At 65.9% G+C, this 12,184-nt stretch carries 10 protein-coding genes and 1 pseudogene; 8 read left to right on the top strand and 3 right to left on the bottom strand.

The window, feature by feature from the left end:
- Positions 1-384 precede the first annotated feature (384 nt).
- Together ACX9MN_RS07045 and ACX9MN_RS07040 are read right to left on the bottom strand one after the other, a co-directional pair.
- Positions 385-1,602 (bottom strand): flagellin N-terminal helical domain-containing protein, encoded by a 1,218-nt coding sequence (locus ACX9MN_RS07045; protein ID WP_489724038.1) that lies wholly within the window; start codon positions 1,600-1,602, stop codon positions 385-387.
- A gap of 200 nt (positions 1,603-1,802) precedes the next feature.
- Positions 1,803-2,255: pseudogene (locus ACX9MN_RS07040) on the bottom strand (transposase); the annotation flags it as partial.
- A 220-nt stretch (positions 2,256-2,475) separates the two neighbouring features.
- Between ACX9MN_RS07040 and ACX9MN_RS07035 the strand changes: the two are divergent.
- Positions 2,476-2,868, top strand: a complete 393-nt coding sequence (locus ACX9MN_RS07035) for an Ivy family c-type lysozyme inhibitor (protein ID WP_489724037.1) — start codon at positions 2,476-2,478, stop codon at positions 2,866-2,868.
- 67 nt (positions 2,869-2,935) lie between these two features.
- On the opposite strand, the gene ACX9MN_RS07030 is transcribed toward ACX9MN_RS07035, so the two are convergent.
- Positions 2,936-3,244: a hypothetical protein gene (locus ACX9MN_RS07030; protein WP_489724036.1), complete on the bottom strand. Its 309-nt coding sequence runs from the start codon at positions 3,242-3,244 to the stop codon at positions 2,936-2,938.
- A 170-nt stretch (positions 3,245-3,414) separates the two neighbouring features.
- On the opposite strand from ACX9MN_RS07030, the gene ACX9MN_RS07025 reads away from it, so the two are divergent.
- From ACX9MN_RS07025 to ACX9MN_RS06995, 7 genes are all read left to right on the top strand, one after another.
- Positions 3,415-4,023: a PAS domain-containing protein gene (locus tag ACX9MN_RS07025; RefSeq protein ID WP_489724035.1), complete on the top strand. Its 609-nt coding sequence runs from the start codon at positions 3,415-3,417 to the stop codon at positions 4,021-4,023.
- An 839-nt stretch (positions 4,024-4,862) separates the two neighbouring features.
- Positions 4,863-5,759, top strand: coding sequence for a LysR substrate-binding domain-containing protein (locus ACX9MN_RS07020; RefSeq protein ID WP_091924202.1), 897 nt, complete (start codon positions 4,863-4,865; stop codon positions 5,757-5,759).
- Positions 5,760-5,978: 219 nt separating this feature from the next.
- Positions 5,979-6,728: an SDR family NAD(P)-dependent oxidoreductase gene (locus ACX9MN_RS07015; RefSeq protein WP_056522144.1), complete on the top strand. Its 750-nt coding sequence runs from the start codon at positions 5,979-5,981 to the stop codon at positions 6,726-6,728.
- A gap of 13 nt (positions 6,729-6,741) precedes the next feature.
- Complete coding sequence (locus tag ACX9MN_RS07010; protein WP_056522141.1) at positions 6,742-7,593, top strand: transketolase; 852 nt, start codon at positions 6,742-6,744, stop codon at positions 7,591-7,593.
- Positions 7,590-8,612 (top strand): transketolase family protein, encoded by a 1,023-nt coding sequence (locus tag ACX9MN_RS07005; RefSeq protein ID WP_056522138.1) that lies wholly within the window; start codon positions 7,590-7,592, stop codon positions 8,610-8,612. Before ACX9MN_RS07010 ends, ACX9MN_RS07005 begins: the two co-directional genes overlap by 4 nt.
- A gap of 303 nt (positions 8,613-8,915) precedes the next feature.
- The gene (locus tag ACX9MN_RS07000; RefSeq protein ID WP_489724034.1) at positions 8,916-9,932 is read left to right on the top strand and encodes a TRAP transporter substrate-binding protein; all 1,017 of its coding nucleotides are present in this window, start codon (positions 8,916-8,918) and stop codon (positions 9,930-9,932) included.
- A gap of 12 nt (positions 9,933-9,944) precedes the next feature.
- Positions 9,945-11,846 carry a TRAP transporter large permease gene (locus ACX9MN_RS06995; protein ID WP_489724033.1) on the top strand — a complete coding sequence of 634 codons (1,902 nt, stop codon included), beginning with the start codon at positions 9,945-9,947 and terminating at the stop codon, positions 11,844-11,846.
- Positions 11,847-12,184: the final 338 nt, after the last annotated feature.

Below are 12,184 nucleotides of genomic sequence, written 5' to 3'. Positions count from 1 at the left end.
CCCTGTCCGTGCTCGAGCGGCTGCTGGATCGGATCGACCGGCTCCAGGACCGAACGGACTGGTGCCGACCCACACCGCTTTGTGGACAGCTGTCTGGCTGATCCCGAAGGCAGCCATCCGCCGGTCAGTCATCGACATCGGCTCAGAATGAATTGGGGTTCCTCAACATAGAGCCCTGGAGCATCTCTGGCCCTGCACTCGGCAGGCTGCTTCCAGATCTACGATTCCCCTACGTTCCGGGCAGTAGCGCTGTAATCGTCTCGCTTCTGCGAGCTTTCGGCGCCCGGCAATCGATCGCCGGTAGCCGGGAGCCACCATCCATACCTTGGAATGCGTTCGCCCGGAGCCGAGCTCCGGGCGTGGTGTAGACGCTCAGGCTGAGGTTTACCGCAGGAGCTGGAGGACGCCCTGCTGGGCGGAGTTTGCCAGCGACAGGGCCGAGATGCCCATCGACTGGCGGGTCGACAGCGCCTGCGAGTTCGCCGCCTCCTGGTTCAGGTCGGCGTTGGTCAGGTTGGCCGAGCCCGTCTGCAGCACGTTGATCAGCTGCTTGGAGAAGTCCTGGCGGTTCTGAACCACCGACAGGTTCGAGCCCAGCGCGCTCGCCGCGGAATTCAAGGTCGCGTCGGCTTTGGTCAGTGTCGACAAGGTCTTGTTGACGTCCGCGTTCAGCAGGAAGTTGCCGAGGCCGTTCTGACTCGACGAACTGTTCGAGCTGGTGATCGACGACAGGCCCAGGCCGCTGGAGGTCGCGTCGACCGAGGCGACGTTCAGGTTCGAGCTGCCGGTGTCGTTGAACTTGATGTTCATGTCATTGCCCTTGCCGGCAATGAGGTTGACGCCGTTGTAGCTGGCGTCGCTGGCGAGCTGCGTGATCTGGTTGAGCAGGTTGTTGTACTGGTTGGCCAGCGAGGCGCGCTGCGTCACGCCCGAGATCGACAGGTCGCTGGACACCACGGTGCTGGCGGCGGTGCCGTAGGTCGAGGCGGTGGTGGCCGAGGCGGTGAAGCCGAGCGCCGTCTGGCTGCCCGAGTTCTGGAATTCCACGTCCGCCTGGGCGTTCAGGACGATCTTGGTGCCGGTGCTGTCGGCCGAGAAGATCGCGCCGGCGCCGAAGGCACCGCTCGACGCGGTCGAGGCCGAGCTGACCGCGGCGTTGAGCGCCGCGACGGTGGCGCTGATGCTCGAGGAGGCGGCGACCGTGGCCGAGACCGAGCTGCCGTTGATGGTCAGGAGCACGGTCGAGGAGGCGGTGCTGGCGCTGTAGGCGTTGGCGGCGGTGCCGGTGGTGGAGAGCTGGGTCGAGAGCGCCTGGCTGGCGATCGACTTGGCCTGGCTGACCAGCTTCTGGATCGAGGTGATGCCCTGGTTGGCGGCCTGGATCGACTGGATGCCGTTGGAGATGCCGTCGAGGAGGGAGTTCAGGCTCGAGGAGCGTCCGTCGAGGGCCTGGGAGGTGAAGAAGTTGGTCGGGTTGTCGAGGGCGGAGTTGACGGTCTTGCCGGTCGCGAGCCGGTTCTGGGTGGTCGACATCAGCTGGGCGGTGTCCTGCAGCGAGAGCAGGTTCTGGCGCGTCGCGGCCGACAGGGTGATCGAAGACATGGATCGCTATCTTTCTGACTCAACGCGCCGCTTTTTCGGCGGGCTCATGGACAACGGCGCTCGAAATTGATCAAGCTCGACTCGGAAACAATGCAGAAATTAAATTACCGAAGTGAACAGAAATATAACGACGCGCGTTGCCGGCGACTATACTTTTCATGGAACTGAGACACGTCGAGTCGCCCAAGGGTTGATTCTGAAGTGACGTGCCGCGTCAGGAGAGGGCCGAGGGTTTCCACCGCCATGCGCAGCATCGAGCCCTTCTCGCGCTTGGCCCCATTGTAGCCCGCTCGTTCGCCGCTCTCGGGCGAGGAGCGCGAGGTCCGGCCGTCGAGCATGGTTGCGGTCGGCTCCGGCGCCCGACCCGCGGCGAGGTGCAGCACCGCGCGCGGATCCTCGGCCCGTTGCTCGAAGCAGCCACCTGATAGTCCGCGCTGCGCCTGCCGATACACGGCAAACCGGGGCGGCAGGTCGTGCGGCCTCAGCCGCCACGGGCAGCCGCTCCTGACGATGTGGCGCAGCGCGCTGAACACCTCCCGCAACGGGTGCTCGCGCTGACCGGCATCCTCGCGCAGCAGCGTCACTTCGGGCGCGACCGGCGCCCGCTCCTCATCGGAAACGTCGGACTGATACGGCTCGCGGGCAGGGCTCAACCCCACCCATCCGAGCATCAGCCCCAATCAGGACCCTAACAGCCTGAGAGCGCGTCTGAAGAGCAGAACGCACAATAGCCCCGCGCGGTGGTGTGGGCGGGGCAGGAGATAATGGTCTGGAAGAACCAGACGGGCGCCGCATACCGCGGACCATATTGCCAAGCCTGACGTGTTGGGTCCAGCAGTTGCCGGCGCCAGCGGCTGAGCTATTCTCATTCTTATGCGCACAGTCTTCGCTGTACTCAGTCTCGTCGCTGTCGGACAGGCCGCTGCTGCGGACGTCTACCTGTTCGATCTGCTGCGCCGACCCGACTACAAGCGCGCCTACAACGCGATGCTGAGAAGTGGTCCTTCAGCGCCGAAGTGGGTGACGGCCTATAGCCGCACGTCGAACGGACCGTCCCAACCTTCCAGAGAAATCAAAGCGGACGGCGAAACCTACCTGCTCACTGACGTGTGCAAGGTCCACGACTGCCTCGACCATAAGCTTCAGGTGATATTCGCGCCGGGCGGGCGGCGCGCGTGGGGCCGGCTGTACGAGAATGGCCGCACCAGCTGGATAGGCAGCCCATCGCCGGCGCTCAGGAAGGCGGCCGATCGGATCGAATTCTGAGGCGGTCGCATATTCCACGTCGCCACGCCCCGATCGGCTCACCGGGCGGAGGGCCGGCTGTTTAACCTCAGGCGCGCTCGGCCGTCTTCTGAACCAGTTCCAGGAGCCTGCGTCGATCCTCAGGATCACGGACCAGGTTGAAAGCGGCCAGCAACTCCGCGCACTCAGCGTCGCTGGCGACCGAAGCCACCGGACTGGCCGCGGCGGACGCTCTCGCATCGACGGCGTTCGGTGGCCTGTAGAACGCAGAGGGCGGCACCTGCACCGCTTCCGCGATACGACTCAGGAGCCGTTCCGTCCTCTGTTGCCGAAGCGTCGAGACCCCGCAGTCCTCCTCATGATGAAGGGCGCTGGGGGGCGGCGTCTTGCTGCTCATAGGCCTCCGTCTCGGCGTCCCGGACGCGCCGTGTACACTGTTATACCGTTTCAAATTCTATTTGAATGCGTGTGAAGCGCAACGGTTGTGCTAGCGCAAAGCTTGCCCTTTGTGGTTGTGTCGTGCGACAGTTCACACGGGTGTGAGCGAACAGCGAGAGCAGGTACGGCGTGCCGAAGCCCCGATCCCTTGGCGGTCAGACGTGTCCGAAGGCATTTCAGTCGGCGCTCGATGAACTCGACGTCATCGGCCAGTGGGAGTGGGACGCGGCGACGGACTGCGCGCGCTCGGACGCCTTCGTGGCGCTGCTCTTCGATGTCGACCCGCAGCAGGCGGAGGCGGGCGTTCCACTGACCCAATACGTCGAAGCCATACACCCCGAGGATCGGGTGCGGGTTCTCGATCTGATCCGGCGCAGCGCCGGCGAAGGTAGCACCTTCCTGACCGAGTACAGGGTCATCTCAGTCGACCACCAGACCCGCTGGGTTCTGGCGCGAGGCCGCTTCACCGCTGATCATCAAGGGCGACCGGTCGGCGGTGGCGGCATCCTCGTGGACATCACCTCACTGCGGATGAGCGAGGGCACTTTCGCGGAGGGCACGCGCCGCCCCGATGAAACCGCGCTCGACCGGGCCGCCGATCACGCCATCGCCGCACAGGAGGCGATTGTGGAGTTGCGAGATCCGGCTCTGAAAGCGCTGGCCGACGCGCTCTTGATATCGCTGGGCCGGAAGCTTGCGCAGCAAGAGGTGCAGGACCGGCGCCGGAAGATGAACTGATCGAGGGCGCTCTTGCCCCCTCACGACGCGGAAGCGCGCCCGACGTCACCAGCGTGTGAGCCGCGACGCGAGGCCGCTCATCGGCAAGATGGCCGGCGGCTACCACGCCATCTCCACTGACGGGTGAGCCGACGATCTATAGACTCGCGGCCGATGTACCGAATCTCGCCTGCAAGCCTCTGCCGGCTCCGCACGCTCGCTCAGACCGACGCCGCTTCTATCAGGTGAGCGGTTACCTGCGTGGCCTGTAGGTGGTCGGCTTGGTCGTCGCCACCGGGTCGACTAATCTTGAGAACGTCGAGTACAGCGTCACCGATACCAGTCGAGCCGAGTTCGAGGGGCGGCCCGGTCTATCCTCGTCCAGCTTGTACGGCCTCATGGATTTTCGCGCGACCAGTCCCCGGATCCGAAGCGCGTCCAGAAGGGTGGGCTTGCGAGGAACGCGACGACCGTGTCGAGCTGCCGGAGCCGGTCCTGATTGTCCGCTCAGGATCGCAATCGGATGTCGCGCTTTCGTCTCGAAGCGGATGTGCTGCCTTCCGGTTCGATCCTGCTGATTGGACCGATGCGCGCTGGTTCCCCGCGGACAGAAGGGGAAGCGGTCCGATAGGTGTTGCTTCGACCAAACACTGGCGCATCATCTCATGCGGGAGGTGCCCCTATGGAATGCCTAGACCCTCAATCCAGAAGGCGACCGGTCATAAGGCGAGTAGGGCATCGTGACGCGTTATTCATTGTCCCGGATGCAGTCAGCGCAATAAGATCAAGCATCGTGAGGAAACTGCTCGCAAATAGGCGATGTGATACTCTCATAAAATGGGGGACTTCAAGATAGCGTCATGGCTTCGGATCTTCCTTTGTCCGCGTTCCGCATCTTCGAGGCAGCGGCGCGACGTCGCTCTTTCAAGGAGGCTGCCGGCGAGCTGAACCTCTCGGCCAGCGCTGTCAGCCACGCCATGAGCAAGCTCGAGGAGTCGCTCGGCGTGCCTCTCTTCGAGCGCGTCGGGCAGGGTATCGCGCCAACGACAGCGGGAGAGGCGCTCCTCGATCACGTCAGCCGGGCTTTCGCCGAGCTGCACCGCGGGCTCGACATGATCTCGACCCGCGGCTCGCAATTGCTGCGCCTGCATTGCGCCCCGAGCTTTGCCGCACAGTGGCTGACGCCCCGGCTGTCGGGTTTTCTGCGCGACCATCCTGGGATGGAGGTGCGACTGGCCGCAGGCATGGACTACGCGCGCTTCACCAACGACGAGTTCGATGCCGATATCGTCTACGGCCCCCCGCGCGGCGAGGGCTTGCTGCGCATGCCTCTCGGCGTTGAAACGGTGACACCGCTCTGCGACCCGTCGCGAGCAGAGCAGATCAAGAAGCCGTCCGATCTGTTCCGGCATCCCTTGATCCAGAGCGACACGAAGCTGGTGCGCTGGCCGCACTGGTTCGACAAGAACGGCCTGACGGCGCCGGCATCCGCAGCCCTGCGCTTCGACCGCAGCTTCCTGGCATTGACCGGAGCGGCCGACGGCCTCGGCGTCGCCCTGGAGTCGACACGTCTCGCGGAACGGGAAATGACGATCGGACGCCTTGTGGCACCGCTTGCAGGTCGTTCAGTGGATATCCACTACACCGGTCACCATCTCGTCTTTCCGCCATCATCGCGACGGCGCGAACCTCTGAGGATCTTCGCACGCTGGCTCGCTAGAGAACTGTCTGTATCGCCGAGCTCGGAGCTGGAATAGCGTTTAATGAATTTCATTCATGTTTGAATGCAATCTTCGCGTTTGTTCATTGCCTCTCGGGCAGCCATAAGGGCGTCAACGATAGGACGCGAGGAAACGGCTCGGACGTCGACGCCCGTCAGAGCGCGGCCGAAGAGGGTGAGCTGGCTTCATGCCAAGCTTTCTCCGCCTCCCATCGCAGAAGAAGCCGGGTTCGGCCGGTTTGCAGGGAGGGTCTACATGCTTCTCGAGAACAAGGTCTGCGTGATCACCGGGGCGGCCTCCGCCCGCGGCATCGGCAAGGCCACCGCCCGGCTCTTCGCGAAGCAGGGCGCCCGCGTCGTCATCCTCGACCTCGACGCCGGCCAGGCCGAGGCGGCCGCCCGCGACCTCGGTGACGGCCATCTCGGCCTCGCCTGCAACGTCACCGACCGGGGCGCATGCCAAGCTGCCGCCGATGAGACGATCGCCCGCCTCGGCTCGATCGACGTGCTGATCAACAACGCCGGCATCACCCAGCCGCTCAAGCTGATGGATGTGGGACCGGAGAACTACGACGCGGTCACCGACGTCAACCTGCGCGGCACGCTCTACATGAGCCAGGCCGTGGTCCCGCAGATGCGGAAGCAGAAATCCGGCTCGATCGTCTGCATGTCGTCGGTCTCGGCCCAGCGCGGCGGCGGCATCTTCGGCGGTCCGCACTATTCCGCGGCGAAGGCCGGCGTCCTCGGCCTGCAGAAGGCCATGGCCCGCGAACTGGGCGCTGACAGCATCCGGGTCAATTCCGTCACTCCCGGTCTGATCCAGACCGACATCACCGGCGACAAGCTCACCCCCGAGCTCAAGGTCGAGATCGCCAAGGGCATCCCGCTCGGCCGCCTCGGCGTCGCCGACGACATCGCCAATGCCTGCCTGTTCCTGGCCTCCGACCTGTCCGCGTACATCACCGGCGCGGTGATCGACGTGAACGGCGGCATGCTGATCCACTGAGAGGGAGGACCTCATGTCAACCGAACGGCCCCACGAGGGTTCGAACATCTCGCTGGCCGACCGGGCCTACAATATCCGCCGCCACGCCCTGCTGATGGGCGAGGTCCAGGGCCAGGGCTACATCGCCCAGGCGCTGGGGATCTCCGATGTGCTGGCGGTGAGCTACTTCCACGCGATGACCTACCGTCCGGAGGATCCGGAATGGGAGGGCCGCGACCGCTTCTGCCTCTCCATCGGCCACTACGCCATCGCCCTCTACGCGGCGCTGATCGAGGCCGGGATCATCCCGGAGGACGAGCTGACAAGCTACGGCGGCGACGACAGCCGCCTGCCGATGTCCGGCATGGCCGCCTACACGCCCGGCATGGAGATCACCGGCGGGTCGCTCGGCCACGGGCTCGGGATCGCGGTCGGCATGGCGCTGGGCCTGAAGCGGAAGAACGCGAAGAGCTTCGTCTACAACCTGTTCTCCGACGGCGAGCTCGACGAGGGCTCGACCTGGGAGGCCGCCATGTCGGCCGGGTCGTTCAAGCTCGACAACCTGATCGGCATCGTCGACGTGAACGGCATGCAGGCAGACGGCCCCTCGCACGGGGTTCTCAACTTCGAGCCGCTGGCGCCGAAGTTCGAGGCGTTCAACTGGTTCGTTCAGCGGGTCGACGGCAACGACCTCGACGCGCTCGTGAAGGCCTTCGATGCCGCCCGGCACCATCCGGGTCCCGAACCCCGGGTGATCATCTGCGACACGAAGATGGCCAAGGGCGTGCCGTTCCTCGAGGAGCGCGAGCGCAACCACTTCCTGCGGGTCGAGCCGGCCGAGTGGACGCAGGCGCTGGAGATCCTGGACGAGGGGAGGGTGCAGTGAGACGCTCGAAATATGAGAGGCCCGCGCCGCGCGTCGGCGGCGGCGCCAAGACCTCGGCGATGATCGCCTCGCTGGCCGCCCCTGGGCAGCGCACGAAGCCCGCCCCGTTCGGCCACGCCCTCGTGGAGCTCGCCAAGACCCGGCCCGACATCGTCGGCCTCTCGGCGGATCTGGCCAAGTACACGGACCTGCACATCTTCGCGCAGGCCCACCCTGACCGATTCTACCAGATGGGGATGGCCGAGCAGCTCCTGATGAGCGCGGCCGCCGGCCTCGCCCGCGAGGGGTTCGTCTCGGTCGCCACCACCTACGCGGTGTTCGCGGCGCGGCGCGCCTACGACTTCATCTGCCTCGCGATCGCGGAGGAGAACCTCAACGTCAAGATCGCCTGCGCGCTGCCCGGCCTGACCACCGGCTACGGGCCCAGCCATCAGGCGACCGAGGATGTCGCGATCTTCCGCGGCATGCCGAACATGACGATCCTCGACCCGTGCGACGCGCAAGAGATCGAGCAGATGGTCCCGGCGATGGTCGCCCACCAGGGCCCGGTCTACCTGCGGCTGCTGCGCGGCAACGTCCCGCTGGTGCTCGACGAGTACGGCTACCGGTTCGAGTGGGGCAAGGCCAAGACGATCCGCGATGGCCGCGACGTGCTGGTGATCTCGTCGGGCCTGATGACGATGCGCGCCCTGGAGGTGGCCGAGGCCCTGCGCGAGGATCGGGTCGACGTGGCGGTGCTGCACGTGCCGACGATCAAGCCGCTCGACGCGGCGACGATCCTGGCCGAGGCCCGTCGCGGTGGGCGCCTCGTGGTCGTTGCCGAGAACCACTCGGTGGTCGGCGGCCTCGGCGAGGCGGTGGCGGGATTGTTGATGCGCGACGGTACCCTGCCGGAGCGCGGCTTCCGTCAAGTCGGCCTGCCGGACGAGTTCCTCGACGCCGGAGCGCTGCCGACCCTTCACGACCGCTACGGCATCTCGACCGAGGCGATGGCTCGAAGCATCCGCGGTTGGCTGTAGGCGCAGCCGTCGCTCGCGACAACAAGCGACTACTCGCACCCACAACTGAGCTGAATTGAGATGATCGCGGATCTCCGCGTCCGCGATCATGCTGTGCCGTAGAAAGATTTCTCTATTCATTCGGTCGCATCGCGCGCTCTGAGCGATGATGCGCGCCTGAAAACAATTAACGACTTCAATAATCGATCAAAACAATAAAAACGCTCAGCAAAAGGGCGACCTGCACGCATGGGCAGAGGCCGGCGATCTCAAAGACCGTAGCAGGCGGGATCGCGCCACCGAGCATCATCAGGGAGTGAAATCGTGAGCACATTCAACATAAGCCGTCGGACACTTCTTGCCGGCGCCGCGGCTGTCCCGATCTTCGGCATCATCACGCGCCGGGGCGAGGCCGCCGAATTCGGCTACAAGCTCGCCACCGGGCAGGACCCGACCCATCCGGTCAACGTCCGGGCGCAGGAAGCGTGCGACCGGATCCGCGACGCGACGAGCGGGCGCGTCGACATCAAGTTGTTCCCGGCCAATCAACTCGGCTCGGACACCGACCTGCTGTCGCAGGTGCGGAACGGCTCGGTCGAGTTCTTCAACCTCTCACACTCGATCCTGTCGACCTTCGTGCCGGCGTCCAGCCTGCCCAACACCGGCTTCGCCTTCAAGGATTACGATGCCGTCTGGAAGGCCATGGACGGGGCGCTCGGCGACTATGTCCGCGCCGAGATCGCCAAGACGCCGATCACGACCATCTGCAAGAGCTGGGACAACGGCTTCCGTCAGATCACCTCCTCGACCCGTGAGATCAGGACGCCCGAGGATCTGAAGGGCTTCAAGATTCGCGTGCCCCAAGCACCGATGTTGACCTCGCTCTTCAAGGCCCTCGACGCCGGGGCCGCGCCCATCAATTTCAACGAGCTGTACTCGGCGCTCCAAACCAAGGTCGTGGAGGGCGAAGAGAACCCGCTGCCGATCATCGCCACGACGCGCCTCTACGAGGTGCAGAAGTCCTGCAGCCTGACCGGCCACGTCTGGGACGGCTACTGGATCCTCGGAAACAAGCGCGCTTGGCAGAAGCTGCCCGAGGACCTGCGCGCGATCGTGACCAGGGAGTTCGACCGCTCGGGTCAGGATCAGCGTGCGGACGTGGCCAGGCTCAGCGACTCTCTGCGCACGACCCTGTCAGAGAAGGGGATCAGGTTCATCGCTGTCGACCGCGAGCCTTTCCGTGACGCTCTGGCCAAGACGAGTTTCTACAAGGACTGGAAGGCGAAGTTCGGTGAAGTCGGCTGGAGCCACCTCGAAGCCGTATCCGGCAAGCTCGGTTGAGGGTGGGGTGTCATGCACGTCGGTATCGCTGCCGCCGCCTCTGTCGAGGCAACGCCCAGTCACGGCCTGCACGGGCCCCCGCTGAGCGGTCACCGATGGCTCGGGACCGCCGATCGGTTCCTCGGTCATCTCGTCGAGATCCCGGCCGCCCTGCTGGTGCTGGCCGAGATCGGGGTGCTGCTCGCCGGCGTCGTGAGCCGCTACGTCTTCCATGAGCCGCTCGTCTGGTCGGACGAACTCGCCGGCATCCTGTTCCTGTGGCTCGCCATGCTGGGCGCCGTGGTCGCCTTCCGGCGCGCCGAGCACATGCGCATGACGGCGATCGTCGCCATGACCGGACCCCGCACCCGCGCCTTTCTGGAAACAGTCGCGCTGGTGGCCGGCCTGATCTTCGTGAGCCTCGTCCTGCACCCGGCCTACGAGTTCGCGGCCGAGGAAATCTACGTCCAGACGCCGGCCCTCGATCTCAACAATGCGTGGCGCGCCGCTGCCTTGCCGATCGGCCTCGGCCTGATGCTGCTGGTCGCCGTCATCCGCCTCTTCGAAACGGCCGATTGGCGGATGACGGCCGGCGCTTTGGGGCTCGGCGTTGCGGTCGCGGGTGGGCTCGTCGCCCTCCAGCCTTGGCTGGCGGGGCTCGGCAACCTCAACCTGCTGCTGTTCTTCGTCGTCGGCGTCGGCGCGTTGGTCTTCTCCGGCGTGCCGATCGCCTTCGCGTTCGGCCTCTCGACCTTCGCCTACATCACGCTGACCACCGACGCGCCATCCATGGTGGTGGTCGGCCGCATGGACGAGGGCATGAGCCACCTCATCCTGCTCGCCGTGCCGCTGTTCGTGTTCCTCGGCCTGCTGATCGAGATGACCGGCATGGCGAAAGCCATGGTCGGCTTCCTGGCCTCGCTGCTGGGACACGTCCGCGGCGGCCTGCACTACGTGCTGGTCGGGGCCATGTACCTCGTCTCGGGCATCTCCGGCTCCAAGGCCGCCGACATGGCCGCCGTGGCCCCCGTGCTGTTCCCCGAGATGAAGGCCCGCGGTGCCAAGGAGGGCGACCTCGTGGCCCTGCTCGCCACCACCGGCGCGCAGACCGAGACGATCCCGCCCTCGATCGTGCTGATCACCATCGGCTCGGTCACCGGCGTGTCGATCACCGCGCTGTTCACCGGCGGCCTGATGCCGGGCCTCGTCCTCGCCGCGACGCTCTGCGCGCTGGTCTGGTGGCGCTACCGCCGCGAGGACCTGAGCCACGTCGCCCGGCCGTCCGGCCGGGTCATCGGTCGCGCCTTCCTGGTGGCGATCCCGGCGCTGGCGCTGCCGTTCGTGATCCGCTTCGCCGTGGTCGAGGGCATCGCCACCGCCACCGAGGTCTCGACCATCGGCATCGTCTACGCGGCGCTGGCCGGCCTGCTGATCTACCGCCAGTTCGAGTGGCGGCGGCTCTACCCGATGCTGGTGACCACCGCCGCCCTGTCCGGCGCGATCCTGCTGATCATCGGCGCGGCCACCGGGATGGCCTGGGCGCTCACCCAGTCGGGCTTCTCGGAGACGCTCGCCGTCGTGATGAAGGGCCTTCCGGGCGGCGCGCTCGGGTTCCTGTTCGTCTCGGCCTTCGCTTTCATCATCCTGGGCTCGGTGCTGGAGGGCATCCCGGCGATCGTGCTGTTCGGGCCGCTGCTGTTCCCGATCGCGCGGGCGGTGGGCGTGCACGAGGTGCACTATTCGATGGTGGTGATCCTCGCGATGGGCATCGGCCTGTTCGCCCCGCCCTTCGGCGTCGGCTATTACGCCGCCTGCGCCATCAGCCGGATCAACCCTGACGCCGGGATGCGCCCGATCGTCGGCTACGTCCTGGCCCTGCTGGTCGGGCTGCTCGCCATCATCCTCGTCCCCTGGTTCTCGATCGGGTTCCTCTGAGGCGATGCAACGCGATCCGGGGCGCGACTGCATTCACTGGGATGCAGCCGCTTCCTCGTCGGGGGACTGTCCGATCAGCACATCCTGTGAGGTGCCGCCGACCCGCGAGGCCGCACGGCCCGACCGAAGAGGGCAGTGAGCGCGGCCTGTCGCTCATCGGTCGCCCTGGACAAGGCCACGTGCTGGATCGAATCGCCGCTTGCCCCCGCGATCGCGTGCGACTGCGCGGGCTCCTTCCACTGCACGCGCGTTCTGGCCCGGAAGATCGGAGCTGAAATGGCTTGCGGGCCGGCACCGATCGCCTGCCTGAACAGCCTCTACGGCGACAGCAGGGGCGG

It is taken from the genome of Methylobacterium sp. 1A, from assembly GCF_058072805.1.
This window is presented reverse-complemented; position numbering and strand designations above follow the sequence as displayed.

Excerpts from the sequence above, each read along its gene's own strand:
- ACX9MN_RS06995 (WP_489724033.1), top strand. The coding sequence starts at position 9,945 with ATGCACGTCGGTATCGCTGCCGCCGCCTCTGTCGAGGCAACGCCCAGT.
- ACX9MN_RS07015 (WP_056522144.1), top strand. The coding sequence starts at position 5,979 with ATGCTTCTCGAGAACAAGGTCTGCGTGATCACCGGGGCGGCCTCCGCC.
- ACX9MN_RS07010 (WP_056522141.1), top strand. The coding sequence starts at position 6,742 with ATGTCAACCGAACGGCCCCACGAGGGTTCGAACATCTCGCTGGCCGAC.
- ACX9MN_RS07030 (WP_489724036.1), bottom strand. The coding sequence starts at position 3,244 with ATGAGCAGCAAGACGCCGCCCCCCAGCGCCCTTCATCATGAGGAGGAC.
- ACX9MN_RS07045 (WP_489724038.1), bottom strand. The coding sequence starts at position 1,602 with ATGTCTTCGATCACCCTGTCGGCCGCGACGCGCCAGAACCTGCTCTCG.
- ACX9MN_RS07020 (WP_091924202.1), top strand. The coding sequence starts at position 4,863 with ATGGCTTCGGATCTTCCTTTGTCCGCGTTCCGCATCTTCGAGGCAGCG.
- ACX9MN_RS07035 (WP_489724037.1), top strand. The coding sequence starts at position 2,476 with ATGCGCACAGTCTTCGCTGTACTCAGTCTCGTCGCTGTCGGACAGGCC.